The following is a 23,113-nucleotide window of genomic DNA, read 5'->3' on the forward strand; positions in this document are numbered from 1 at the left end:
GTGGTCCGGGGCGGCTCAGCGGCCGAAGGTGTCGAGGGAGCTGACGAGCCAGCGCCCGTCGCGGTGGACGACGTCGACGGCGAACATGGCGCCCGCGTAGACCCCTTCGTCCTGGGCCTCGTCCTTCTTCTTGTCGCCGCCGGCGGTGCTGACGCTGCTCTGGTCGGCGTAGACGAGGACCCGGGCGCGGTCGCCGTCGATGCGTTCGACGGCGCTGTCGGTGACGGTGGTGGTGATGACGGCCTTCTGCTCGTCGGCGCGTTCGGCGACCTCGCCGAGGAGGGCGGCGTGCTGGTCGACGGCCTTGCCGGTGAGCAGGGTCTTCGCCGCGCGGTCGAAGGCCTCCGGGTCGGCGTGGTCGTAGGAGAAGAGGGCGGCGACGGCGCGGCCGGTCTGGCCCTTGATCTCGCTGGTGCGGGCGAGGTCGGTGAGGGCGGTGTTCTGCCGGGCCGGGTCGCCGGTGAGGGAGGCGGCCCGCGCGTGGGCCCAGCCGGCGAAGCCGCCGAGGAGGAGGGTGAGGAGGCAGAGCACGGCGAGGGCACCGGGGCGGCGCCGGCGGGCCGGGGCGGGCTCCTGCGCGGGAGCCTCGGGCTCCGGTTCGGGGGCGTTCTCCGGTTCCTCCGCCGTGTCGGCGGGCTCCGGCGGCAGCAGGGCCAGGCCGGTGCGGGGCGTGGCGGCGGGCGGCTGCGGGTCGCGGGCCTGGCGGCGACGCCGGCTGTTGATGAGGTGGCGGGTGGTCGACATGCGGGTCCTCTCCGGTGCGGGCGGCGGGCGCGGTACGGGCCGGGTCAGCCGGCCGGGGTGCCGCCCACGGGTGCCTGGCCCAGGGCGCTGAGCTTCCACCCGCCACCGGTGCGGGTGAGTTCGCCGAGCATGCGGCTGTCCTTGTCGGTCTTCTCGGCGCCGGGGGCCTTGACGGTGACGCGGAGGGCGACGAGGACCCTGGCGCGGCCGGCGCGGTCGTCCAGTTCGGTGACGGCGGAGGAGAGCACCTTGGCGGTGGTGACGGTCTTGGCGCTCTTCACCTGGTCGGTGAACTCCTTGCGTCCTTCGGTGAGTTGCTGGTGCAGCTCACCGGTGGTGGAGGACTCCCACAGATCCAGGCCCTGGTCGGCCTCGCGGTGGTCGAGGGTGTTGAGGTTCTGCACCGCCTGCTCCCCCGCGGCGAGCGCGGCGTCGCGCTGCCCGGCGTAGGCGGCGGTGTCGTCGTGGGCGGCGGCGTACCAGGCCCAGCCGCCCCACACCGCGAAGCCGCCCGCGAGCAGGGTGAGGACGAGCGCCGCCACGAGAAGGGGGCGGGCCGTGGCGGGGGCGGCGCGGAGCTTGCTGGTCATGGGTGCTCCCGTTCTTCGGTGCGGGGGTCAGCGCGTGGTGAGGTCGGTGATGCGCCAGCGGCCGTCGGTGAGCTGGGCGGTGACGGTCAGCTGGGCGGCGGCGGTGGCGGGGTCGCCCTTGGCCCGGTGCGAGGTCTGGTCGAGGAAGACCAGCAGCCGGGCCCGGTCGCCGGTCAGCTCGACGACGCCGGTCCGTACGGCCTGGGTGGTGAGGGTGAGCCGCTGCTCGGCAAGGCTCTCGCGGACCTGGTCGAACAGGTCCTCGTACTGCCGGGCGGCCTTCCCGGCGAGGACCGTGCGGGCGGAGCGCTCGGTGGCCGCGGTGCCGCCCGGGGTGTACGAGAAGATCCGCGCGAGTCCGCCGGAGACCTCGCCGCCGACCTGGGTGGTGGCCTCGGGGTCGGTGAGGGCGCGGTTCTCGGCCGAGGGGGTGGTCCGTAGTTGGTGGGCGCCGTAGAAGAAGCCGCCACCGGCGAGGACGAGGACGGCGGCGAGGGCGGCGGGGGCCCAGCGGCGCCACCGGGGGCGTACGGGGCCGGTGGTGTCCGCCTCGTCGGGCCCGTCGGGGGTCTCGGCCGGTTCCCCGGTGGTGTCCGGGGTCTCGTCGGGGGCCTGCTCCGCGGTCTCGTCCGGGCCGGCGGGCTCGGCGTCGGCCCTTCTCAGCAGTGGTCCCATCAGCGCTTCTCCTCACCCTCGGGGTCCCCGGCGTCCTCGGGCTCGTCCGCCTGGTCCGCGACCGGGACGGCGCTGAGGGCCCGGACCTTCCAGGTCCCGTCGACCGTGCGGGAGAGCACGGCCTCCAGGCGTTTGCGGTCGGTGGTTCTCGCCTTGGCGCCCTCGGGGGTGACCTCGACCCGGACGGTGGCGATGAGCTTGGCGGTGCCCGCACGGGTGTCCAGCGCGGTGACGGCGGCCTCGGTGACGGTGCCGCGCGCCGAGGCGCCCGCCTCGGACTCGGTGCGGGCCAGTTCGGTGCGGAGCGGTCCGGTGGCGGTGTCGCGCCAGGCGCGGACGGACTTCGCCGCGCTCTCGCGGGTGGAGGCGTCGAGGCTGGTCAGCACGGCGAGCGAGTGGCGCCCGGCGTCGAGGACGGCGTCCCGCTCGCGGCTGTGGGCGAGCCCGTCGTCGGTCCGCGCGTCGGCGTACGTCCAGGCGCCGGCGCCGCAGAACAGCGCGGCCACGGCGAGGCCCACCCGCGTGACCAGCTGGCCGCGCCTCATCGTCCGCTCCCGGCGGCGGGGCCGAGGAGTCCGGTCAGGCCGGCGGGGGCGTCGCCCCGCTGTCCCGGCAGGGCGAGGGCGCCGGGAAGTGCGGCCGGGGTGCCGGAGGCGGCGGCGCTGCCCGAGGGCAGGGAGCCGGGCTTGGCCGGGGCGGGGACGGGGCCGCCCTTGGGGGCGTTGCCGGAGCCGCGCACGTTCTTGCCGGAGGAGGCGGGGGCGGTGCAGGCGGCGCCGGTGTTGAGCGGCGGGGCGGTGCCGAGGTCGAGGCCGTTGCGGTAGCGGGTGCCGCCGTAGCCGGTGGTGCAGGGCAGGGGCTTGAAGAAGGTGACGGCCATGCCGAAGTTGACCTTTCCTCCGTCGACGGCGGTGGCTCCGGCGGCGACGGCGGCCGGGTACTTCACGAGCAGTTCCTCGGTGCCGCGCTGGCGGGTGACGGCCACCTCGGAGGTGGTCAGCAGGTTGGCGAGGACCACGCCGAGGCTCGGGTCGAGGTCGCGCAGGACGCCGCTGACCTGGGTGGCGGCGTCGGGGGTGACGGTGATGAGGCGGCGCAGGTCGGCGTCGGAACTCTTGAGTTCGCGGGCGAGTTCCTCGGCGCCGGTGGCGAAGTCGCGGATGGCCTCGCCCTCCTCGGCCTGGGTGCGCAGCACGGTCTCGCCGTCCTGGATGAGGCGGGTGGTGGCGGGCAGGTTGCGGTCGGCGGCCTGGACGAAGGCGCTGCCGTTGTCCAGGAGTGCCTGGAGGTCGTCGCCGCGGCCCTCGAAGGCGAGGCCGAACTCGTCCACGACGGTGCGCAGGGAGTCCAGCGGCACCGAGTTGGTGAGGTCGTTCATGCTGGTGAGGACATCGGTGACGGGTGCGGGCACCTGGGTGTCGGCCTGTTCGATCCGGGCGCCGTCGGCGAGGTAGGGGCCGCCGTCGCTCGCCGGGCGCAGGTCGATGTACTGCTCGCCGACGGCGGAGAGCGAGGCGACGACCGCCTCGGTGTCGGCGGGGATGCGCGGCGCCGACTTCTTGATCCGCAGTTCGGCGCTGACCCCGTCCCCGGTGAGGCCGATGGGTCCGACCCGGCCGACCGAGACGCCCCGGTAGGTGACGTCGGAGTGGGTGAACAGGCCGCCGGTACGCGGCAGTTGGACGGTCACCGTGTAGTGGTCGGCGACGCCGGCGTAGCGGCCGAGGTCGGCGTAGCGGATGCCGAGGAAGGAGAGGACGAGGACGGCGATGATCAGGAACGCGAGGTTCTTCAGCCGTACGGCGAGGGTGATCACCGGGTCTCACCTCCGGCGGTCGGGGTGCCGCTGCCGGCCGGGGAGCCGGTGGGCGCGGGGGCGGTGACGGAGGGCAGCGGCAGCGGGGAGCCGGAGGAGGACCCGGAGGGTTTCGCGGACGGTGACCCGGACGTGGCGGGGGACTTCTTCCCGGGCGCGGGAGCCTTGCGCCGCGACTCCACGCCGGGCTCCCCGGCAGCCGGGGGCTCGGTGGGCGTCGGTTCGCCGGGGATCAGCGGCGGGACGACGACGGTGCCGGGGGTGGCTGCGAGGTGCAGATAGGTGTTGAGGTAGTCGCCCTTGACGCCGCTGAGCACCTCGTCGGTGAACGGGTAGGTCAGCAGCACCTGGAGCGAGTCGGGCAGGTCGCTGCCGGCGTCGGCGAGGGCCTTGAGGGTGGGGGCGAGCGCCTTGAGGTCGGCGACCATGTCGTCCTTGCTGGCGTCGATGGTGGCGACGGCGACGCCGGAGAGCGTGTCCAGCGAGCGGAGCATGGCCAGCAGTGAACCCCGCTGCTTCTCCAGGGTCTTCAGGCCCGGGGAGAGGTCGGTGAGGACGGTGCCCACGTCCTTCTTGCGGGTGGCGAGGGTGCTGGAGAGCCGGTTGACGCCGTCGAGGGCGTCGGTGATGGCGTCGCGGTTCTCGTCCAAGGTGGTGACCAGCGTGTTCACCCGTTTCAGCATGGAGCGGACCTCGGGTTCGCGGCCGCCGAGGGCGGCGTTGAGTTCCTGGGTGATGGTCTTGAGCTGGTTGACGCCGCCGCCGTTGAGGAGCAGCGAGAGGGCGCCGAAGACCTCCTCGACCTCGGTGTTGCGGCCGGTGCGGGCCACCGGGATGACGCTGCCGTCCCCCAGGCGCCCGGCGGCGGTCTCCTTGGCGGGGGCGACGAGCTGGACGTACTTCTCGCCGAGGAGGCTGGACTGTTCCAGGCGGGCGCCGGCGTCGGCGGGCAGCCGCACCTTGCCGTTGATCTTCATGGTGACCCGCGCCGCCCAGTCCTCGCCGCCGAGTTCGATGCGGGTGACGCGGCCGACGGCAACGTCGTTGACCTTGACCGCGGACTGCGGGACGAGGCTGAGGACGTCGTCGAGTTCGGCGGTGACCGTGTACGGGTCGGAGCCGAGGTCGGCGCCGCCGGGCAGCGGCAGGTTCTCGGTCCCCTCGAAGCTGGGCGCGGCCTCGGCGAAGGCGCCGAGGGCCAGGGTGAAGCCGAGGCCGAGGGCGAGGACGCCGCCGATTCCGGCGCCGGCCGCCTTGCCGAGGTGCGGGACGCGCTTCATCGCTTCGCCACCCCGCTCTCGGCCGAGGAGCCGCCCGCGGCGGGCAGCGGGAGCAGGGGGCCGCCGTTGCTGATCTCGTTGAGGTTGGCCCGGCCGTCGAGGGTGCGGGTGTCGGGGTTGTAGGCGTTGACCACGTTCCCGGCGGCGAGCGGGGCCACGTCCAGGGCTTCGGCGAGGGAGGCGCGCTGGTCGACGAGGGCCTGGGTGAGGGGGGCGAGCCGGTCGACGTTCTTCTTCAGCTCGCCCCGGTTGTCCTTGATGAACTTCTTGACCTGGCCGAGGGCCTTGCCGAGTTCCTTCAGGGCGCCGGAGAGGTCGTCCTTGTTGTCGGCGAAGAAGGTGGTGACGTCGTCCAGGCGTTCCTGGGCGGTGCGCACCTCGCCGTCCTTGTCCTTGAGCATGGTGACGAAGACCTGGAGCTGGGCGAGGGTGGTGAAGAGGTCCTCGCTGCTGCCGTCGAGGGTCCGGGCGGCCTTGCCGAACTGCTCGACCGACTCGCCGATGAGCTTGCCGTTGCCGTCGAGGTTCTTCGCGCCGGTGTCGAGGAGGCCGGAGAGGGCGCCGGAGGAGTTGGCGCCGTCGGGGCCGAGCGCGGTGGCCAGCTCGGTGATCGAGTCGTAGAGCTGGTCGATCTCGACGGGGGTGCGGTTGCGGCTCGCCGGGAGTTCCGCGCCGTCCTTCAGGGCGGGCCCTGAAGTGTAGGCGGGGGCGAGCTGGACGTAGCGGTCGGCGACGATGCTGGGGGCGACGACGACGGCGCGGGCGTCCGCGGGGAGCCGTACCCCCTCGTCGAGGGCGAGCGAGACGCGGACCCTGGTGCCCTGCGGCTCGACCGACTCGACCTCGCCGACGCGGACGCCGAGGACCCGCAGGTCGGAGCCGGCGTAGACGCCGACGGCGCGGTCGAAGTAGGCGGTGACGCGGGTGGTGCCCGCGTCCAGGAGGCGGACGGCGACGAGGCCGCCGGCGGCCAGCACCACCAGGGCGAGGGCCGCGCTGAGAATTCTTCCGCGCTGGGTCATCGGGCACCGCTCCCCTTCGCCGCCGCCGCCTGCTGCGGCGGGAGGCATCCGGTCTTGGGCTGGGATTCCTCGGGCAGGTAGTTGCGGGGGACGACGCCGCACAGGTAGCTGTCGAGCCAGCGGCCGTTGCCGAGGGTGTTGCCGACCAGCCGGTAGTAGGGGCCGACCAGGGCGAGGGTCTTGTCCAGCTGCGTCTTGTTCTTCTCCAGGACGCCGGTGACGCGGCTGAGCGCCTTCAGGGTCGGGCCGAGCTGCTTGCTGTTGTCGTCGACCAGGCCGCCGAGTTCGGTGGAGAGTTTCCGGCTGCCCTTGAGCAGGGCGCGGATGGCGTCGCGGCGCTGCTTCAACTCGCCGAGCAGCGGCCCGCCGTCCTCGATGAGCGTCTCGAAGCTGGACTTCCTGTTCTTCAGCGTCTTGGTGAACTTCGTGCTGCCCTCCAGGAGTTCGGCGAGCTTCGCGTCCCGCTCGGAGATCGAGGCGGAGAGTGCGGAGAGGCCGGTGGCGGCGTTGCGCACGTGCGGCGGGGAGTCCTTGAAGGTGTCGGAGATCGCTTCGAAGCTCTCGGCGAGCTTGCCGGTGTCGATCTCGTCCACGGTGGAGCTGAGGTCCTGGAAGGCGCTGGTCACGTCGTACGGGGAAGTGGTGCGGGCCAGCGGGATGCGGGCGCCGGGGTCCTGGGCGCGGGAGCCGAGCGGGTCGAGGGCGAGGTACTTCTCGCCGAGCAGGGTCTTGATGGCGATGGCGGCGGTGGACCGGTCGCCGACCCAGGCGTCCTGGACCTTGAAGGTGACCTTGACCTTGGCGCCGTCCAGGGCGACCCCGGTGACCTGGCCGACCTTGACTCCGGCGACCCGCACCTCGTCGCCGTCGCCGAGCCCGGCCGCCTCGGAGAAGTCGGCGGTGTAGGTGGTGCCGCCGCCGACCAGCGGCAGCCGCTCGACGTTGTACGCGAGGGCGGCGAGCAGGGCGAGGGCGAGCAGGCCGACGAGGGCGACGGCGACGGGACTGCGGTCCTTGACGGGCTTGAGGCGGGGGCGGCGGCTCATCCCTGGCACCTCGCTTCGGTGAGGCCGATGCCGGTGGGCGGCTTCGAACCGTCGTCGGTCTCCACACCGCTCACGCGCGCCTCGCAGAGGTAGAGGTTGAACCACGACCCGTACGAGGAGACGCGGGCCAGGGCGGTCATCTTGGCGGGCGTCTTCGCCAGGAACTCCTCGATCTGCGAGGTGTGTTCGCCGAGGTTGGTGGAGAGCCTGCCGAGTTCGGCGATGTCCTTCTTGAGGGGCGCCCGGCCCTCCTGGAGCAGGTCGGCGGTGACGGTGGTGAGGTCGCCCATGGCCGCGACGGCCTCGCCGAGGGGCTTGCGGTCGCCGTTGAAGCCGCTGACGAGCTTCTGGAGGGTGGTGACGAGGTCGTCGAAGCCCGCCTCGCGGTCGTTGAGGGTGGTGAGGACGGTGTTGAGGTTGTCGATCACCTCGCCGATCACCTGGTCCTTGGCGGCGACCGTCTTCGTCAGCGAGCCGACGTGCCGGATGAGGCTGTCGACGGTGGCGCCCTCCCCTTGGAGAACCTGCACGATGGAGCCGGCCAGCTCGTTGACGTCCTTCGGGGAAAGGCCCTCGAAGAGCGGCTTGAAGCCGTTGAAGAGGAGGGTCAGGTCGAGGGCGGGGGTGGTGCGGGCGACGGGGATGGTGGCGCCGCTCTCCAGGGTCCCGGCGAGGTCGCCGCTGCCCCGGTCGAGGGAGACGTACCGCTGGCCGACCATGTTGAGGTACTTGACGGCGGCGGTCGCCGAGCGCGGCAGCGTGCGCTCCTTCTGGACGGTGAAGGTGACCTGGGCCAGGCGCCGGTCGACGACGCGGACGTCGGTGACCTCGCCGACCTTGACCCCGGAGATGCGCACGCTGTCGCCGTCGAGGAGCCCGGTGACATCGGTGAACAGGGCCTTGTACGTGGTGGTGCCGGTGCGGACGCCGGTGTTGGCGATGCTGAAGCCCAGCACCGTGGTGGCCAGCACGGTGACCACGAGGAAGGCCAGGGATTTGAGCACCGGCCCGGTCAGGCCGCGGCGCCGGGTGTGCGGGTTCCGGTCGGTCATTCGAGGGTCACCTCCGCGCCGCGGAACGCCGGTCCCGCCAGCAGGCTGCTCCAGTCGGGCAGGTCGCCGGGGTCCTGCCCGGCACCGGGGGCCAGCAATTCGTTGACGAGGTCGTTCTCCTGCGGAGAGTTGGCCGGGCCCAGCTCCTGCTCCACGGCGGCCGGCGGCTGGGCGGCGGGTTTCACCGAGGCGCCGAGGTAGGGCACCGGGTAGCAGCGGGGGCCGCCCGAGGCGTCGTAGGACGGGGTGTCACGGCCCGGCTGGTAGGCGCCCCGGGAGGGGACGGTGGTGACCTCGACGGTGAGGCCCGGCCGGTCGGTGCCCTTGCCGAGGGCCTTGTCCATGGCGGGGACGAACTCGGCGAGGGTGCGCAGGGTGCAGGGGAAGGACGGGGAGTACTCGGCGAGCAGCTCCAGGGTGGGGCGGCTGGTGGCGCTGAGCCGGATGATGTTGTCCTGGTTCTGCCGCAGGAAGGCGGTCAGGTCCTCGGCGGTGCGGGTGGTGGCGCCGTAGGTCGCGGCGAGCTGGCCCTCCTGCTCGGCGAGGGTGGAGCTGGTGGTGGTGAAGTCGGTGAGCGCGGTGAGGATGTCGGGGGCCGCGTCGGCGTAGACGTGGCTGACCTCGACGAGGTGGCGCAGGTCGCGGTTGAGGGCCGGCAGGTGCGGGTTGAACTTGGCCAGGTGCGTGTCGAGCGTGGTGAGGGTGTCCCCCAGCTTCTCGCCGCGCCCCTCCAGCGCCTGGGAGACGGCCGAGAGGGTGGCGGAGAGCTTCTGCGGCTGGACGGCGGTGAGCATCGGCAGGACGTTGTCGAGGACCTCCTGGAGCTCGACGGCGCTGCTGGAGCGGTCCTGCGCGATGACGGCCCCGGCGGCCAGCGCCTCGCCGCTCGGCTGCTTCGGGGGTACGAGCGCCACGAACCGCTCCCCGAAGAGTGTGGTGGGCAGCATCTGCGCCCGTACGTCGGCGGGGACGCCGGCCAGGGTGCCCGGCTTCATGGCGAGGGTGAGGCGGGCGCCGCTGCCGGTGGCGTCGATGGCGCGGACCTCGCCGACGACGACGCCGCGCAGTTTCACCTCGGCGCCCAGGTGCATCTCGTTGCCGACGGTGCCGGTCTCGACCACCACCGGCTCGGAGCGGGTGAACTGCTTGTCGTAGACGGCGACGGCCAGCCAGACCAGCAGGGCCGGGACGAGCAGGAAGACGATCCCCGCGCTTCTGCGGCGCAGCACGGCGCCGGTGTTCTCGCTCATCTCACCCCGCCACCTTCACGGTCGTGGTCGCGCCCCACAGGGCCAGCGACAGGAAGAAGTCGGTGACGCTGATCAGCACGATGGCGTTCCGCACCGACCGGCCGACGGCCACGCCGACCCCGGCGGGTCCGCCCTGGGCGCGGAAGCCGTAGTAGCAGTGGGCGAGGATCACCAGCACGCTGAAGATCAGCACTTTCAGCACCGACAGCAGGACGTCCGTCGGCGAGAGGAAGAGGTTGAAGTAGTGGTCGTAGGTGCCCCGCGACTGGCCGTTGAAGAAGACGGTGATGTAGCGGGAGGCGACGTAGCTGGAGAGCAGCCCGATCGCGTAGAGCGGGATGATGGCGACGACGCCGGCGATGATGCGGGTGGTGACGAGGTAGGGCATGGAGCGGATGCCCATGCCTTCGAGGGCGTCGACCTCCTCGTTGATGCGCATCGCGCCGAGCTGGGCGGTGAAGCCCGCGCCGACGGTGGCGGAGAGGGCGAGGCCCGCCACCAGCGGGGCGATCTCGCGGGTGTTGAAGTAGGCGGAGACGAAGCCGGTGAAGGCGGCGGTGCCGATCTGGTCGAGGGCGGCGTACCCCTGGAGGCCGACGACGGTACCGGTGAAGAGGGTCATGGCGATCATCACGCCGACGGTGCCGCCGATGACGCCGAGTCCGCCGGAGCCGAAGGCGACCTCGGCGAGCAGGCGCTGCACCTCCTTGAGGTAGCGGCGCAGCGTGCGCGGGATCGCGGCCAGGGCCTTGACGTAGAAGATGAGCTGGTCGCCGGAGCGGTCGAGCCAGGCAAGCGGGGAGGCCATGGGCGTCTCAGCCTCCCTTCGGCGGGACGATCTGGAGGTAGAGGCCCGTCATCACCATGTTGACGAAGAAGAGGAGCATGAAGGTGATGACGACCGACTGGTTGACGGCGTCGCCGACGCCCTTGGGGCCGCCGCGCGGGTTGAGTCCGCGGTAGGCGGCGACGATGCCGGCGATGAACCCGAAGATGAGCGCCTTGAGTTCGCTGATGTACAGGTCGGGCAGCTGGGCGAGGGCGGAGAAGCTGGAGAGGTAGGCGCCGGGGGTGCCACCCTGGAGGATGATGTTGAAGAAGTAGCCGCCGAGGGTGCCGACCACCGAGACCATGCCGTTGAGCAGCACCGCCACCGACATGGTGGCGAGCACCCGCGGCACCACCAGGCGCTGTACGGGCGAGACGCCCATGACCTCCATGGCGTCCAGCTCCTCGCGGATCTTGCGGGAGCCGAGGTCGGCGCAGATCGCGGAGCCGCCGGCGCCCGCGATGAGCAGGGCGACGATGAGCGGGCTGGCCTGCTGGATGACGGCGAGGACGCTGGCGCCGCCGGTGAAGGACTGGGCGCCGAGCTGCTGGGTGAGCGAGCCGACCTGGAGGGCGATGACGGCGCCGAACGGGATGGAGACCAGGGCGGCGGGCAGGATCGTGACGCTGGCGATGAACCAGAACTGCTCGACGAACTCCCGGAACTGGAACGGCCGCCGGAAGATCGCCCGGGTCACCTCGGCGGCCAGCGCGAAAAGCCGGCCGGTCTGCCGCAGCGCCCCCGTGATCACGAGCCGCTCCCGGCGCGGGGGACGGTGAGGGTGGGCGCGGCGGCGTCCTTCGCGTAGGTGTCGCGGATCGCGGTACGGGCGGCCGGGGGCAGGGTGCCCAGCAGGGAGAGGACGCGTTCGCGGCGGCGGGCGACGGCCTGACGGGGCGGCAGGCCGGGGCTGGGCTGGAGCTGGGGGACGATGACGCGCGGGGCGTCGGGACGGCCTGTGGCGCTGGCCGCCTCGGCGGCGAGGGTGGCGGCGTCCTTCTCCTCGGACATGCCGATGGGGCCTTCGCGGCGGCCGCCGAGGAACTGGGCGACCACCGGTTCGTCGCTGGTCAGCAGCACCTCGCGGGGGCCGAAGGTGACCAGTTCGCGGCGGAAGAGCATGCCCATGTTGTCGGGGACGGTGGCGGCGATGTCGAGGTTGTGGGTGACGATCAGCATCGTCGCGTCGATCTGCGCGTTGAGGTCGATGAGGAGCTGGGAGAGGTAGGCGGTCCGGACCGGGTCGAGGCCGGAGTCGGGCTCGTCGCAGAGGATGATCTGCGGGTCGAGGACGAGGGCGCGGGCAAGGCCGGCGCGTTTGCGCATGCCGCCGCTGATCTCGCCGGGCAACTTGCCCTCGGAGCCGAGGAGTCCGACGATCTCGATCCGTTCCATGACGGTCCGCCGGATCTCCGACTCCTTCCTGCGGGTGTGCTCGCGCAGCGGGAAGGCGATGTTGTCGAAGAGGGACATGGAGCCGAAGAGGGCGCCGTCCTGGAACATGAGGCCGAAGAGCTTCCGGGTCTCGTAGATGTCCCGTTCGGGGCTGTTCACCATGTCGACGCCGTTGATGAGGACCCGGCCCCGCTCGGGCTTGAGCAGTCCGACGAGCGATTTCAGGAATACGGTCTTCCCGGTTCCGGAAGGGCCGAGCATGACGCTGACCTCTCCGGCGGGAAGGGTGAGCGTCACGTCCTGCCAGATGTTCTGCTTGCCAAAGGACTTGGTCAGGCCCTCGACCACCACTTCGATTCCCATTTCACCTCCAGCAAGCCTGTGTCGGGTGGGCACCGCGGACGTTCCGGGTGTGCACCGCGGGGCGCACGGTAAGTCGGCGCGCGGGGCGCGGACAATGGGTGGGGCACGACATTCCCGAGGTTTCCGTTCCTTTGTCACCCAGGTGACAAAACCGATTCCCTCTTTTGTCTCCGGGCGACAGCCAGGGCCCCGCGCCACCGGGGGGCCGGATGGGCGAGGCCCTGCTGACGGACGCCCGCCCCGGAAGGAGGACCGAGGCCGGAAAGCGTCCCCCGGCACGCCGGCCGGCGGACGCCGCCGGACCTGGAGCCGAGCGACGCACCGGAACGCTACGGGTCGGTAACCTCAGTCGGCAATACCAGGTCGCGAGATTGAGGAAAGAGGGACTTCGGCCACCGGGAGTTTGTCAGCCCGATGACAGGAAAGGGCCCTGCTTTTATCACCCGGGAGCAAAGAAGGAGCCGCTGGGCGGAAATCCCCGCACCCCACCCCTGACGGTGCCACATGATCGATCAGAATTGTCGACATTACGCACCGGGCCGCCAAGTGGCCCACGCCGACCGCTCACCCCGGAAACAGGAATTCCGCCGCCGTAAAGAATCTTCGCCCGCGCCATTGTTCGGGAAAGTTTCCCGCAAGTAACGTCTGGCCACGCGGTCGAGGTCCACCGGGCCGCGGGCCGCCCCGGTCGCCTCCCACCTCCGGCGCGGCCCACCCCTTCTCTGCCGGTCAATCCACAAGGAGCGTCCCAGAGCCATGCAGAAATCCCTCAGGAAGATCGCCCTCGTCGCAGGTGCCGCCACGGCCGCCATCGGCCTCACCGCCGGTACCGCCTCGGCCGTCCCGTCGACCGTCTGGACGGTCACCCCGTCCCCGGCCAACTTCACGGCCACCAACAGCGGGAACATCGTGCTCAGCGTCAACGGCATCCCGATGACGTGCACGACGTCCGGCGCCTCCGGCACCATGCAGAGCACCACCGGCAACCCGGCCACGGTGGCGAACATCAACGCCATCAACTTCGGCGCCAGCGGCTCCCCGTGCACCAGCGTCCTCGGCAACGTGACCACCGTCGCGACCACCCCGTGGACCGTCGTGGCCGCCGACTACAACGCCACCACCGGGGTCACCACGGGCCACGTCGGCAACGTCGACGCCACCGTGACCGTCGGCGCCTGCAAGTTCCGCGTCACCGGCAAGGCGAGCGGCACCTACACCAACTCCACCGGCGCCCTGGCGGTCAACAGCGTCTCCGGCGACCTGACCGTCGTCTCGGCCACCAGCTGCGGCGCGGCCGTCCCGGTCGGCGCCAAGCCGACCTTCAAGGGCACGTACCTGGTCAAGCAGGCCGGCAGCAGCGTGATCCCGAAGATCGTGGGCTCCAACCCGTAACAGATCCCGCGCCTCCGGTCCGTCCGGCTCCGGCCGGGCGGACCGGGGGTGTGCCCGCAGATGTGCCTGACAGAGTCAGCCCCGAGGAGCGCCCGTGAAAGGTCCCCGTACCTCCGTCCCGAGCCCGCGCCGCCCCCGTGCCCGGCGTGCGGTGATCGCCGCGTCCGTCGTGCTGGCCGCCATGGTTCCGGCGGCGGGGACGGCGCTGGGGGCGCAGGAGGTGGAGGCCGAACTGCCCTACACGTGCGCCTTCCCGTCCGGTCCGCAGGCGGCCACGGTACGGGTGGCCGCGCGTTTCCCCGACTCCGCCGCCAAGGGCGAGGCGATCGTGCCCGCCGAGGTGACGACCACCGTCGAACTGCCCGAGGCCGCCGTGGCGGAGCTGGACGCGGCGCCGGGCGCCGAGGTGCGTGCCTCGACGGAACTGGCGGTCGCGCTCTCCCAGGGCGAGGCGCGGGCGGAGGCGTCCTGGCGCGGTACGGCACAGCCCGCGACCGTGCCGGCCGGGGGCCCGCTCGTCCTGGAGTCGACGGGGGACGTGCCCTCGGTCACTCCTGGATCAGCCGGTGAACTGCAGTTGCGTGCGGGCGGTTTGAAGCTGGCCATGGAGGCACAGGCCGGCTCCGCGACGTCCGGCCCCGGCCAGGAGACTCCCGCACCGGTCTCGGCTTCCTGCACGCTCGGCGAGGACGCTCCGGAGGACGGGCTGCTCGCCACGATCCCCGTGACCGGCGGGGACGCCGGGGCCTCGCCCCAGAACCCGTCACCCTCCGAGCGGCCGTCCGAGTCCACCGGGCCGGACACGGCGAAGCCGGGCGGAACCAAAGCTCCTCCCGGCCGCCTGCGCGTGGAGGCAGCCGACCCGCAGGACGCGCCGCACTGCACGGCGAAGGAGGTGACGGGCAACACGCTGACGGCGTACATCACCGGCTACTCGAACGTCCGGAAGCTGGACGGCGCCTCGCTCATCCCGCTGGCCTGCATGGTCATCGAGCAGGTCGACGCCGAGTTCCCGGGCCCGGACGACGAGTTCCTCTTCCGCCAGCCCGCGGACGTGGAGCTCTCCTACCAGGGCCGTCGCCAGACGCCCCCGGCCAAGGCCACCTTCCTGACGTACGGCTTCGTGCCCACCACGGCCACGATGGTGCTGGAGCAGGTGGGGCGCATGAACCTGGAGGGGGATTTCTACCTCAGGGAGCCGGTCACTGTCGTCTCGACCATCCGCGCCTCGCTGGTCCTGCGCCTGTCGGACGTGAAGGTCAACGGCACCCCGCTGGACGTGGGCCCCGACTGCCGGACCGAGACGCCCCTCATCTCGCGTGAACCGGAGCCCGACAGGTATCCGGGCGACCACATGGTGCTGCACGGCCTCAGCGAGCAGTACACCGGTGAGGACGCCACCGGCTACCAGGTGTCCTCCGGAGGCCCTCTCACCAGCGAGGTGACCATCCCCGCCTTCACGGGCTGCGGCACGGACGACGGCGAGGACCTGAACCGCCTGCTCACCGCGTCGATCTCCGGCCCCGGCAACTACGTGAAGCAGATCCAGGGCCAGGTGTGCACCGTCGCGTTCCTCCAGCCGCAGGAATGCACCGAGGACGGCCAGCCCGTAGTCATCCCCGAGCCCGAACGCTGACCCCCGCGCCCCGCCTTCCTTTTCCCTCCCTCACCCGAAAGGTCCCGCCATGCGTTCCTCCCGCTCCAGACTCACCCTCGCCGTCACCGCCGCCGCCACCGTGCTCGGCACCGTCGCCTCGGTCGGCACCGCGACCGCCGCCGCGCAGCCGGCCGGCAAGTGGGCGCCGTTCACCCGGTGTCCGGTCGACGCCCCGGCGATGCTCGGCGCCGACGGTCTCGACCGCTCACCGCAGTGCGTGGTGTCGTACGCGACCAGCGGCACGATCAAGCTGGGCAACACCACCGTCGTCACCGGGAACAGCAACCTCCAGATGGGTGTCGTGCAGAACGCCGACGGCACCAGCACCGTGGTGGCGCCCCCGGCCGGGTCGATCATCGCCGACTCCGCCACCGTGCCCGGCGGCCTGATCGGCCTGATGTGCCCGAGCGACATCCCGTTCGTCACCAACATCTGCAAGCAGCTCACCGACGGCAAGCTCAACAAGATCACCGCGACGCTCGAATCGGCGGGTACACCTTCGGAGTTCGACCAGATCGCCGGCGTCCTGACGGACATGCCGATCGTGCAGATACCGGTCCGGATCAAGCTGGAGAACCCGTTCCTCGGCAACAACTGCTACATCGGCACCAAGTCCAAGCCGATCATGCTGCGCCCGCACAACGCCGACGCACCCGAGTTCACCGTCGACCGCTTCAACGGCGCCGACGGCACCCCGAACGAGGAGGACGGCGACGCCAGCCGCCTCAACATGCTCGGCTCCACCCAGGTCGACGACACCTTCGCGGTGCCGGGCGCCAGCGGCTGCGGCCTCGGCCTGCTCGGCATCATCGACGGCGCGGTCAACCTCAAGACCGGCCTGCCCTCGGCCGCCGGCAAGAACAAGCTGACCCTCAACAACACCCAGACCCACCTGGGCGGCCTCTTCGCCCCGGGCACCGTCGCCCCGGACGCCGGCAAGGTCCTCTCCCAGTACTGGCACGGCACCGCCAACTGACCGTCCCCGCCAGCCCGTACCGACGATTCCCAGCCGTACCACGAGACGGCTCGCAGCACAGCGTGCCATTCTGTGTACGAACGGTGTACATCACAGGGAAGTTGAACTAGCTTCACCTTCCCACGTTGGAATGCACCTGACGGCTGCCCTCGGGCGCCCTGTCCACCCGGACCGGGCGCCCCTCGGCCTCCCCCACCGGGCGCGCAGGAGAGCAAGGGATCACTCATGCCCTCGATCGCACAGCCACCGGACGTCGGTGAACCGCTCGACCCGCTGCCCCGGGAGTTCGCGGCCTTCATGCGGCCGGAGATCCCCGGGCTCATCAAGGAGATCCGCCTGGAGGTGACCCGGGCGTACCCCGAGTACGGCCGCCTCCTCAACGGCCCGCACGCCGACGCCATCCGCCAGGGCGTCGAACAGGCCCTCTCCGCCTTCGTCGAGCGGGTCGCCGATCCCGGCGCCGGCTCCGCCCTCCGCGACGAACTGCTGCGCAAGTTCGGCCGCGTGGAGGCGTACGAGGGGCGGGAACTGGACAGCCTGCACGGCGCGTACCGGCTCGGCGCGCGGATCGCGCTGCGCCGCGCCAAGACCATCGGCCGCCAGTACAGCCTCTCCCCCAGCGTGATCCTCACCTTCGCCGACACCGTCTTCGCCTACGTCGACGAGCTGGAGGCCCTCTCCCGCGAGGGGTACGCCGAGGTCCAGGCCCGGGCGGCCTCCGAAGTCTCCGCCGTACGAAGACAGTTACTCCACCTCATCCTCGCCGCCCCGCCCCTGCCGCACGCCACCATCGCCTCCCTCTGCGAGGCCGCCGCCTGGGAACTGCCCGACCAGTGCACGCTGATCGCACTGCGCACCCCGGTGCCCGACCAGCTGCAGGCCCACCTGGACGAGGACGTCCTCGCCGACCCGGGCATCCCCCAGCCCCATCTGCTCGTCCCCGGCCCCCTCACCGCCGCCCGCCGCGCCATGCTCGACCGGGCCCTCGGCTCCACCCACGCGGTGGCCGGGGTGACGGTCCCCCCGGCGCAGGCCGCCGACTCGATCCGCTGGGCCCGCCGCGTCCTCGCCCTCATCGACGACCAGGTCATCCCGGACGCGCCCCTCGTCCTCTGCGAGGATCACCTGACCACCCTGTGGCTGCTGACCGACCCGGCCCTCGTCGCCCGCCTCGCCGCCCGCGAACTGGCCCCGCTGAGCGGCCTCTCCGCCAGCCGCCGCGACCGCCTCGTGGAGACCCTGCGCGTCCACATCTCCACCCGCGCCCCCGCCGAACAGGTCGGCGAGGCCCTCGGCGTCCACGCCCAGACCGTCCGCTACCGCCTCCGCAACCTGGAGAGCCACCTCGGCACCCGCCTCACCGACCCCGACCACCGCTTCGCCCTGGAGGCGGCGCTACGGTCGCTGCATCTTCAGGGGAGACGGGGGCGGGGATAGTACTGCAACGGTGCTTAGCGTGGCGAGGTTTCAGCTCATGGGATGTGGCCTCGTCTCTTGTAGTGGCTGGTTCGTGCCTGGTGCTGGCGGCGACGTCGCCAGCGGGACCAGTGCAGGAGGTGGTCGACGGGGTGGTGGCCGAGGCGGGCGAGGCCGGTGATCAGTCGGCGGATCTCGGGGACGGTGAGGGGGATCAGGTCTGGCGTTCGAGCAAGTCCGGCCCCTTTTCGAGGTGCTGGGCCCGCAGGGCAGTGAGGTAGGCGTGAGCGGCCATGGCCAGGGTGATGTGCCGGTGCCAGCCCGGGTATCGGCGGACCTGGTAGTCGTCCAGGCCGCACTGTCCTTTTGCGGTCTGGAAACACTCCTCGATCGCCCAGCGGGCACCGGCGACGGCGATGAGCTCGTTCAGTGTGGCGCCGGCGGGCGCGTAGGCGATGTAGTAGGCGATCTTCGTCGGCTCTGCGATGCTACGGCGGGCCAGGACCCAGTGCTTGCGGTCAGGGCGGTGCCAGGGGCGGACCTCGACGCGGGCCCAGTCGTAGATCCGCTGGCCGTGGGCGCCCTCGCCGCACGAGCGGCGCTTCCACTTCTGCCGGGGCAGACCGGCGACCAGGTCATGGAGCGGGTGGTCCAGGGCCTGCCGGGTGACGACGGTGTCGTGCCGGGTCGTTGCCACGACATGGAAGAGATCGGCCTGCTCCAGCTCGTAGCGCCAGCCCTTGCTGTAGCCGTAGCCCGCGTCCGCGGTCACCCAGCGGAACGGGATCTTGTCGTCGGCCGCGCGGCGGACCATCGTCCTCGCGAGCTGGACCTTCGTGGCGAACTCGACCTCGTCGCCGATCCCCGCCTCTCGGCAGCGCTCGCGGTCCTGCGTCCAGGACTTCGGCAGGTAGAGCGCCCGGTCGATCAAGGTCCGGCCCCGCTCACCCGAATACGCGAGGAAGACTCCGACCTGGCAGTTCTCGGTCCGGCCGGCAGTACCGGAGTACTGCCGCTGGACGCCCGCCGAACGCGCGCCCTTCTTCAGGAAGCCGGTGTCGTCCACGATCAGCACGCCTCCCGGGTCGGCCAGGTGCTCGACGACGTACTCGCGCACATCGTCGAGCACCCCGTCAGCGTCCCAGTCGATCCGGTTCAGCAGCCGCTGGATCCGGTCCGGTCCGCAATGGCCGGCCTCCTCGGCCACCGTCCAGCCGTTCTTGCGTTCCAACGGAGCCAGCAGGCCCCGCATGTACGCGAGAGCCGACTCCCGCGACTCACTGCGAGCGAACCGGTGAGCAAACCGCTCGTGCAATCCCGCCAACCCGTCCGACCAACGATGAGCATCAACCTCGGATATCTCCCCACCCATGAACGGACCAACGAGCGAACCCGACCATCGTCACGCTAAGCACCGTTGCAGTAATAGGGCCTGTCCGGCGGATCTTCGTGGGCCTGCGGCAGCGCTGCGCCGGGTGAACCGGTCCCGGTGCGGGCGGGGTGCCCGGGTGACGCGAAGGCCCGGCCCCCGCACCGGTGTCGGTGCGCGGGCCGGGCCCTGTGTCCCGTTCCCCGGCCTTGCCTCCGTCGCGTCAGCAGCCCAATACCCGCGTCGCTGTTCCGGCTCGGGCCGGAACGGGGACGCCCACCAGGTACGACGGCGGCGGGCCGGGGTGGTGGGTCACTTGCTGACGGCGAAGCGCATCAGGGCGCGCTCGTCGCCCTGCTTGATCTTCCCGGTCTCGTTGATCACCTGGAGCTTCCAGCTGGAACCGACGCGCATCGCCTTCGCCACGGCGCAGCCGTTGTCGTCGGTGAGCAGGCTCGGCCAGATGTCGGCGACCTGGGTGGAGCTGCCGCCGGTCGCGTCGTAGACCTTGAAGCTGATGTTCCGGGCGTTCTGGAACGAGCTGCGCTTCTTGTAGGCCGCCGCGACGAAGACGATGGCGTTGATGTTCTGCGGCACCCGGGAGAACTCCACGGTCACCGTCTCGTCGTCGCCGTCGCCGTGGCCGGTCTGGTTGTCCCCGCTGTGCACCAGCGAGCCGTTGCCCAGCGGGTCCAGGGAGTCCAGGCCCGCGAGGCGGACGGGCTCGCCGTTCTGCATGGCGATGGCGATCAGGTCGAGGTCCGTTCCGGCCTTCTGCCGGATCTTGCCCAGGATGCCGCCACTGGCCCCCACGGTGGCGTCCCAGGAGACGCCGATGGACAGGTGGGTCACTCCGTCCAGATCGGCCGGGCCGTCTTCCTTCTGCAACGTGATCATGCGTGATCCCCTTGGTGGTGAGACTGCTACGGAAGAAGTGTGCCTGGTGGCCCGGGCGATCGGACGGGGAGGGGGCGAATTACCCCCGCTCGCACGCTATCGGCCGGGAACGGGCAGCGGTCGGGGGACGAGCGGGCGGACCTGTTCGGCCGCGAACCGTACGAATCCCTCCGGGTCCGGCTCGTCGGAGGTCGGCTGGAGGATCACGGCGGTGGCTCCGGCGTCGGCCAGTTCCGCGACGGCCTCGGCCACGGCGTGGGCGTCGCCCCTGACGCCGAGTCCGGGCGCGTCGTGTCCCATCCGGTCTTTCTCGGCGCGCAGCCGCGTCTCGGCACCGGGACCGGTCGCCACGTGGAGGTAGACCGTGACCGGGTGCGGCCCGGTCCGGCCGGCCGCCGCGCGTCCCTCGGCCACCAGTGCACAGGCACGGCGCACTCCGCCGGCCGGGAAGGAGGCGTCGAGGACGGTGCCGTCGGCGGCCTCGCCGGTCAGCCGCAGGGTGCGGGGGCCGAGGCCGCCCGCGAGGACCGGGGCCGGGGCGGTGGGCGGCCAGTCGAGGGCGACGTCGTCCAGCCGGACGTACCGGCCGTCCACGGTGAGGCGTTCACCGGCCAGCAGGGTGCGCAGCGCGCGCAGGTACTCGCGCAGCAGGGTCATGGGGGACTCGACGCGCGCCCCGGCCTGCCCCATCCACGGCTGGACGCCGTGGCCGACGGCGAGCATCGCCCGGCCGGGGAACATGCGGTGCAGGGTGGCGGCCTCCATCGCGGTGAGGGCGACGTTCCGCAGCGGTGCGGGGAGCAGGCCCGCCCCGACCCGGAGGCGGTCGGTCCAGGCGAGGGCGGCCGAGGTGGAGGCGAGGCCGCTGGAGAGGAAGCAGTCCTCCCAGAGCCAGAGTTCCTCCAGTCCCGCAGCGTCGGCGGCGCGGGCCACGGAACGCAGGCGCTCGGGCGGCAGTTGCGGGCGGAAGACGGCGCCGAGTGTGGTCATGGCGGCAACGTAGCGCACGGGGTCACGGTGCTGCGTGGACGGAACCGGCCGCAGCGCTGGCAGAGTTGAGCTGGGTGAGCGACCCGGCGCCGCCCTCGGCTCCGGCGTCGCCGGCCCCGCGTTTCGGTACCCGGTCCACACCGTCACCGCGACGCGCCCGCCGGGCGAGGCGTTCCCCCGGCTCGCCCGCTCAGCCCATCGCCCGGTCGAGGTTGACGGCGGCGCTGATGAGGGCGAGGTGGGTGAGGGCCTGGGGGAAGTTGCCGAGCTGTTCGCCGGTGACGCCGACCTGTTCCGCGTACTGGCCGAGGTGGTTGGCGAAGGTGAAGGTCTTCTCCAGGGCGAGCCGGGCGTCCTCGGTCTGCCCGGTACGGGTCAGGGCCTCCACCCACCAGAAGGAGCAGAGGGAGAAGGTGCCCTCGGTGCCGTCCAGGCCGTCCCCGGCGACCGAGGCGTCGTACCGGAAGACCAGGGAGTCGGCGACCAGGCCCTCGCTGATCGCGCGGAGGGTGGAGCGGAACCGCTCGTCGCGCGGGGAGAGGAACTTGACCATCGGCATCAGGAGCAGGGCGGCGTCCAGGATCTCCGGGGGCTGCTCGTCCTCCCCGTCGGCGAGGCGCTGCACGAAGCTGCCCAGCCGCTCGTTCCAGCCCTCGGCCATGACCTGCCGGAAGATCTCGTCGCGTACGGAGGTCCAGCGGACCAGGTCGGCGGGGAGGCCCCGTTGGCGGGCGATGCGGACCATGCGTTCCACCGCCACCCAGCACATCACCCGCGAGTAGGTGTGCCGGTGCGGTCCCGAGCGGGCCTCCCAGATCGACTCGTCGGCGCTGTCCCAGTGGTCGAGCAGCCAGTCGAGCACCTCGACCAGGTCGGACCAGGTCTCCCAGGAGATGCCGTCCCCGTACTTGTTGAACAGGTAGGCGGCGTCGAAGAGTTCGCCGTAGACGTCGAGCTGGAGCTGGCCGGAGGCGCGGTTGCCGACGCGTACGGGGGAGCTTCCCCGGTAGCCCTCGAGGTGGGGCAGTTCCTCCTCGGCCAGGGCGGAGCGGCCGTCGATGGAGTAGAGGACGCGCAGCGGGCCGGCGTTGCCGTCCTCGCAGTGGCGGACGGAGCGGGCGAGCCAGTCGAAGAACGCCTCGGCCTCGTCGGTGAAGCCCAGGCGCAGCAGGGCGTAGAGGGAGAAGGCGGCGTCGCGAATCCACACGTACCGGTAGTCCCAGTTGCGGACGCCGCCCAGTTCCTCGGGGAGGCCGAGGGTGGCGGCGGCGACGAGGGCGCCGGTGGGTTCGTGGGTGAGGAGTTTGAGGGTGAGGGCGGAGCGGTGGACCATCTCGCGCCAGCGGCCGGTGTAGGTGGAGTGGGCGAGCCAGTTCCGCCAGAAGGTGACGGTGGCGCGGAAGAGGTCCTCGGCGCGCTCCGGGGTGATCTCCTCGCGCGGGCGCTCCTCGCCCGGGTCCCGGGTCTGGAGGACGAAGAGGGCCGACTCGCCCTCCTTCAGGGCGAACGCGGTCTCGGCGTCGCGCCCTTCGGGCCCGGCCTGCCGCCACGGGAGGCCGGAGCGGACGCTGACCACCAGGTGCTCGCCGGTGAACTCGGCGAGGTCGCCGTCGAGGGTCAGCCGGTGCGGGGCGCGGCCGTAGTCCATGCGGGGCGCGACCAGGGAGCGCATCCGCATCCGCCCGCGGACGGCGACGACGCGGCGGACCAGGCGCTGCTGGTGGTGGGGGTCGCGGGGGCGCAGGACCGGCATGAAGTCCTGGACCTCGACGATGCCGTCCTCGGTGAGCATCCGGGTGACGAGGATGTTGGTGTCGGGGAAGTAGAACTGCTGGCGGGAGGCGACGCCGCAGAGCGGGTCGATGCGCCAGCTGCCGCCCTTCTCCGCGTCGAGCAGCCCGCCGAAGAGGCTCGGTGAGTCGAACCGCGGGGCGCAGAACCAGTCGATCCGCGCGTCGGTGCCGACCAGGGCGGCGGTGCGCAGGTCGCCGATGATGCCGTGCTCGCCGATGGGGAGGTAGGCATGGGGGGCCGGGGCCCCCTCGGGGCAGGGGGTGGGGTCCTCGGGGCTGGGCCCGGAGGCGGGCTCGGGGCCGGGACCGGGCGGGGCGGTGTGGGTCATGGGGTGCTCGCGTCCTCCGGGCGGTGGGCCGTGGCGGCTGCGGGCGGTCCCGGGGCGGGGCCGGGCCGAGCCGGGCGGGGTGCCGGTTCGAGCATGCCGGGCGGGGCGGGCCGAGGGCTGGCGCCGTTCCGGCGCGTCGGGCAAGGGGACCCAATCGCGCGGGGCCGGGCTGGCCCCCCGGGGCGGGCGGGCGGTGGGGCTTGGCCGTCCGTGGGACGGGGCGCGGTGGGGT

Annotated in this window: 21 protein-coding genes; 4 read left to right on the forward strand and 17 right to left on the reverse strand. The window is 72.1% G+C overall.

Translation table 11 applies throughout. The features are described from left to right. Positions 1-15 precede the first annotated feature (15 nt). Genes OIM89_RS05070 through OIM89_RS05130 form a run of 13 tightly spaced genes read right to left on the reverse strand, consistent with a single transcriptional unit; the run spans position 16 to position 12,062 of the window. Positions 16-744, reverse strand: a complete 729-nt coding sequence (locus OIM89_RS05070) for a hypothetical protein (protein WP_030698138.1) — start codon at positions 742-744, stop codon at positions 16-18. A 44-nt stretch (positions 745-788) separates the two neighbouring features. Further along, positions 789-1,334, reverse strand: a complete 546-nt coding sequence (locus OIM89_RS05075) for a nuclear transport factor 2 family protein (protein ID WP_030698139.1) — start codon at positions 1,332-1,334, stop codon at positions 789-791. Between the two features lie 27 nt (positions 1,335-1,361). Further along, on the reverse strand, positions 1,362-2,009 hold the full coding sequence (locus tag OIM89_RS05080) for a hypothetical protein (RefSeq protein ID WP_226964545.1): 648 nt from the start codon (positions 2,007-2,009) through the stop codon (positions 1,362-1,364). Further along, on the reverse strand, positions 2,009-2,554 hold the full coding sequence (locus tag OIM89_RS05085) for a hypothetical protein (protein ID WP_030698141.1): 546 nt from the start codon (positions 2,552-2,554) through the stop codon (positions 2,009-2,011). Before OIM89_RS05085 ends, OIM89_RS05080 begins: the two co-directional genes overlap by 1 nt. Further along, the gene (locus OIM89_RS05090; RefSeq protein ID WP_030698142.1) at positions 2,551-3,825 is read right to left on the reverse strand and encodes an MCE family protein; all 1,275 of its coding nucleotides are present in this window, start codon (positions 3,823-3,825) and stop codon (positions 2,551-2,553) included. The genes OIM89_RS05085 and OIM89_RS05090 overlap by 4 nt, the downstream gene beginning before the upstream one ends. Continuing rightward, positions 3,822-5,105, reverse strand: a complete 1,284-nt coding sequence (locus tag OIM89_RS05095) for an MCE family protein (protein ID WP_047469328.1) — start codon at positions 5,103-5,105, stop codon at positions 3,822-3,824. The genes OIM89_RS05090 and OIM89_RS05095 overlap by 4 nt, the downstream gene beginning before the upstream one ends. Continuing rightward, entirely contained in the window at positions 5,102-6,127 is a 1,026-nt protein-coding gene (locus OIM89_RS05100; RefSeq protein WP_264491029.1) for an MCE family protein, read from the reverse strand. Before OIM89_RS05100 ends, OIM89_RS05095 begins: the two co-directional genes overlap by 4 nt. Then, positions 6,124-7,173, reverse strand: a complete 1,050-nt coding sequence (locus OIM89_RS05105) for an MCE family protein (RefSeq protein ID WP_047469326.1) — start codon at positions 7,171-7,173, stop codon at positions 6,124-6,126. The genes OIM89_RS05100 and OIM89_RS05105 overlap by 4 nt, the downstream gene beginning before the upstream one ends. After that, on the reverse strand, positions 7,170-8,225 hold the full coding sequence (locus OIM89_RS05110) for an MCE family protein (RefSeq protein WP_047469323.1): 1,056 nt from the start codon (positions 8,223-8,225) through the stop codon (positions 7,170-7,172). The genes OIM89_RS05105 and OIM89_RS05110 overlap by 4 nt, the downstream gene beginning before the upstream one ends. Further along, the gene (locus OIM89_RS05115; protein ID WP_047469321.1) at positions 8,222-9,475 is read right to left on the reverse strand and encodes an MCE family protein; all 1,254 of its coding nucleotides are present in this window, start codon (positions 9,473-9,475) and stop codon (positions 8,222-8,224) included. The genes OIM89_RS05110 and OIM89_RS05115 overlap by 4 nt, the downstream gene beginning before the upstream one ends. A gap of 1 nt (position 9,476) precedes the next feature. Next, complete coding sequence (locus tag OIM89_RS05120) at positions 9,477-10,283, reverse strand: MlaE family ABC transporter permease (RefSeq protein ID WP_003951412.1); 807 nt, start codon at positions 10,281-10,283, stop codon at positions 9,477-9,479. A 7-nt stretch (positions 10,284-10,290) separates the two neighbouring features. Then, positions 10,291-11,055 carry an MlaE family ABC transporter permease gene (locus OIM89_RS05125; RefSeq protein ID WP_003951411.1) on the reverse strand — a complete coding sequence of 255 codons (765 nt, stop codon included), beginning with the start codon at positions 11,053-11,055 and terminating at the stop codon, positions 10,291-10,293. After that, positions 11,052-12,062, reverse strand: coding sequence for an ABC transporter ATP-binding protein (locus OIM89_RS05130; RefSeq protein WP_030698148.1), 1,011 nt, complete (start codon positions 12,060-12,062; stop codon positions 11,052-11,054). The genes OIM89_RS05125 and OIM89_RS05130 overlap by 4 nt, the downstream gene beginning before the upstream one ends. 756 nt (positions 12,063-12,818) lie before the next feature. Between OIM89_RS05130 and OIM89_RS05135 the strand changes: the two genes are divergently transcribed. The 4 genes from OIM89_RS05135 to OIM89_RS05150 all read left to right on the forward strand — a co-directional run bounded on the left by OIM89_RS05135 (position 12,819) and on the right by OIM89_RS05150 (position 17,524). Then, a complete protein-coding gene (locus tag OIM89_RS05135; protein ID WP_030698149.1) occupies positions 12,819-13,454 on the forward strand; it encodes a hypothetical protein in 636 nt (211 codons plus the stop codon). A gap of 94 nt (positions 13,455-13,548) precedes the next feature. Next, positions 13,549-15,090, forward strand: coding sequence for a DUF6801 domain-containing protein (locus OIM89_RS05140; protein ID WP_264491030.1), 1,542 nt, complete (start codon positions 13,549-13,551; stop codon positions 15,088-15,090). 49 nt (positions 15,091-15,139) lie between these two features. Beyond that, positions 15,140-16,087 (forward strand): hypothetical protein, encoded by a 948-nt coding sequence (locus OIM89_RS05145; protein ID WP_257203909.1) that lies wholly within the window; start codon positions 15,140-15,142, stop codon positions 16,085-16,087. A 225-nt stretch (positions 16,088-16,312) separates the two neighbouring features. Next, a complete protein-coding gene (locus OIM89_RS05150) occupies positions 16,313-17,524 on the forward strand; it encodes a helix-turn-helix domain-containing protein (protein ID WP_030698152.1) in 1,212 nt (403 codons plus the stop codon). Positions 17,525-17,717: 193 nt separating this feature from the next. Here the strand turns inward: OIM89_RS05150 and OIM89_RS05155 are convergent, their stop codons facing one another. The 4 genes from OIM89_RS05155 to OIM89_RS05170 form a co-directional block, all read right to left on the reverse strand. Then, positions 17,718-18,875, reverse strand: coding sequence for an IS701 family transposase (locus OIM89_RS05155; protein WP_030700275.1), 1,158 nt, complete (start codon positions 18,873-18,875; stop codon positions 17,718-17,720). Positions 18,876-19,184: 309 nt separating this feature from the next. Beyond that, entirely contained in the window at positions 19,185-19,769 is a 585-nt protein-coding gene (locus tag OIM89_RS05160; protein ID WP_030698153.1) for a TerD family protein, read from the reverse strand. Positions 19,770-19,865: 96 nt separating this feature from the next. Next, entirely contained in the window at positions 19,866-20,759 is an 894-nt protein-coding gene (locus OIM89_RS05165) for an LLM class flavin-dependent oxidoreductase (protein ID WP_264491031.1), read from the reverse strand. 190 nt (positions 20,760-20,949) lie between these two features. Further along, positions 20,950-22,881, reverse strand: coding sequence for a glycoside hydrolase family 15 protein (locus tag OIM89_RS05170; protein ID WP_264491032.1), 1,932 nt, complete (start codon positions 22,879-22,881; stop codon positions 20,950-20,952). Positions 22,882-23,113: the final 232 nt, after the last annotated feature.

The organism is Streptomyces sp. BI87 (assembly GCF_025957665.1).
GTDB classification, from domain to species: domain Bacteria; phylum Actinomycetota; class Actinomycetes; order Streptomycetales; family Streptomycetaceae; genus Streptomyces; species Streptomyces albidoflavus.

Bases quoted from the DNA above. Each gene is read 5' to 3' on its own strand.
- OIM89_RS05105 (WP_047469326.1), bottom strand. From the start codon at position 7,173: ATGAGCCGCCGCCCCCGCCTCAAGCCCGTCAAGGACCGCAGTCCCGTC.
- OIM89_RS05165 (WP_264491031.1), bottom strand. From the start codon at position 20,759: ATGACCACACTCGGCGCCGTCTTCCGCCCGCAACTGCCGCCCGAGCGC.
- OIM89_RS05135 (WP_030698149.1), top strand. From the start codon at position 12,819: ATGCAGAAATCCCTCAGGAAGATCGCCCTCGTCGCAGGTGCCGCCACG.
- OIM89_RS05070 (WP_030698138.1), bottom strand. From the start codon at position 744: ATGTCGACCACCCGCCACCTCATCAACAGCCGGCGTCGCCGCCAGGCC.
- OIM89_RS05160 (WP_030698153.1), bottom strand. From the start codon at position 19,769: ATGATCACGTTGCAGAAGGAAGACGGCCCGGCCGATCTGGACGGAGTG.
- OIM89_RS05085 (WP_030698141.1), bottom strand. From the start codon at position 2,554: ATGAGGCGCGGCCAGCTGGTCACGCGGGTGGGCCTCGCCGTGGCCGCG.
- OIM89_RS05170 (WP_264491032.1), bottom strand. From the start codon at position 22,881: ATGACCCACACCGCCCCGCCCGGTCCCGGCCCCGAGCCCGCCTCCGGG.
- OIM89_RS05150 (WP_030698152.1), top strand. From the start codon at position 16,313: ATGCCCTCGATCGCACAGCCACCGGACGTCGGTGAACCGCTCGACCCG.
- OIM89_RS05145 (WP_257203909.1), top strand. From the start codon at position 15,140: ATGCGTTCCTCCCGCTCCAGACTCACCCTCGCCGTCACCGCCGCCGCC.
- OIM89_RS05100 (WP_264491029.1), bottom strand. From the start codon at position 6,127: ATGACCCAGCGCGGAAGAATTCTCAGCGCGGCCCTCGCCCTGGTGGTG.
- OIM89_RS05080 (WP_226964545.1), bottom strand. From the start codon at position 2,009: ATGGGACCACTGCTGAGAAGGGCCGACGCCGAGCCCGCCGGCCCGGAC.
- OIM89_RS05110 (WP_047469323.1), bottom strand. From the start codon at position 8,225: ATGACCGACCGGAACCCGCACACCCGGCGCCGCGGCCTGACCGGGCCG.
- OIM89_RS05130 (WP_030698148.1), bottom strand. From the start codon at position 12,062: ATGGGAATCGAAGTGGTGGTCGAGGGCCTGACCAAGTCCTTTGGCAAG.
- OIM89_RS05155 (WP_030700275.1), bottom strand. From the start codon at position 18,875: ATGGGTGGGGAGATATCCGAGGTTGATGCTCATCGTTGGTCGGACGGG.
- OIM89_RS05120 (WP_003951412.1), bottom strand. From the start codon at position 10,283: ATGGCCTCCCCGCTTGCCTGGCTCGACCGCTCCGGCGACCAGCTCATC.
- OIM89_RS05075 (WP_030698139.1), bottom strand. From the start codon at position 1,334: ATGACCAGCAAGCTCCGCGCCGCCCCCGCCACGGCCCGCCCCCTTCTC.
- OIM89_RS05095 (WP_047469328.1), bottom strand. From the start codon at position 5,105: ATGAAGCGCGTCCCGCACCTCGGCAAGGCGGCCGGCGCCGGAATCGGC.
- OIM89_RS05115 (WP_047469321.1), bottom strand. From the start codon at position 9,475: ATGAGCGAGAACACCGGCGCCGTGCTGCGCCGCAGAAGCGCGGGGATC.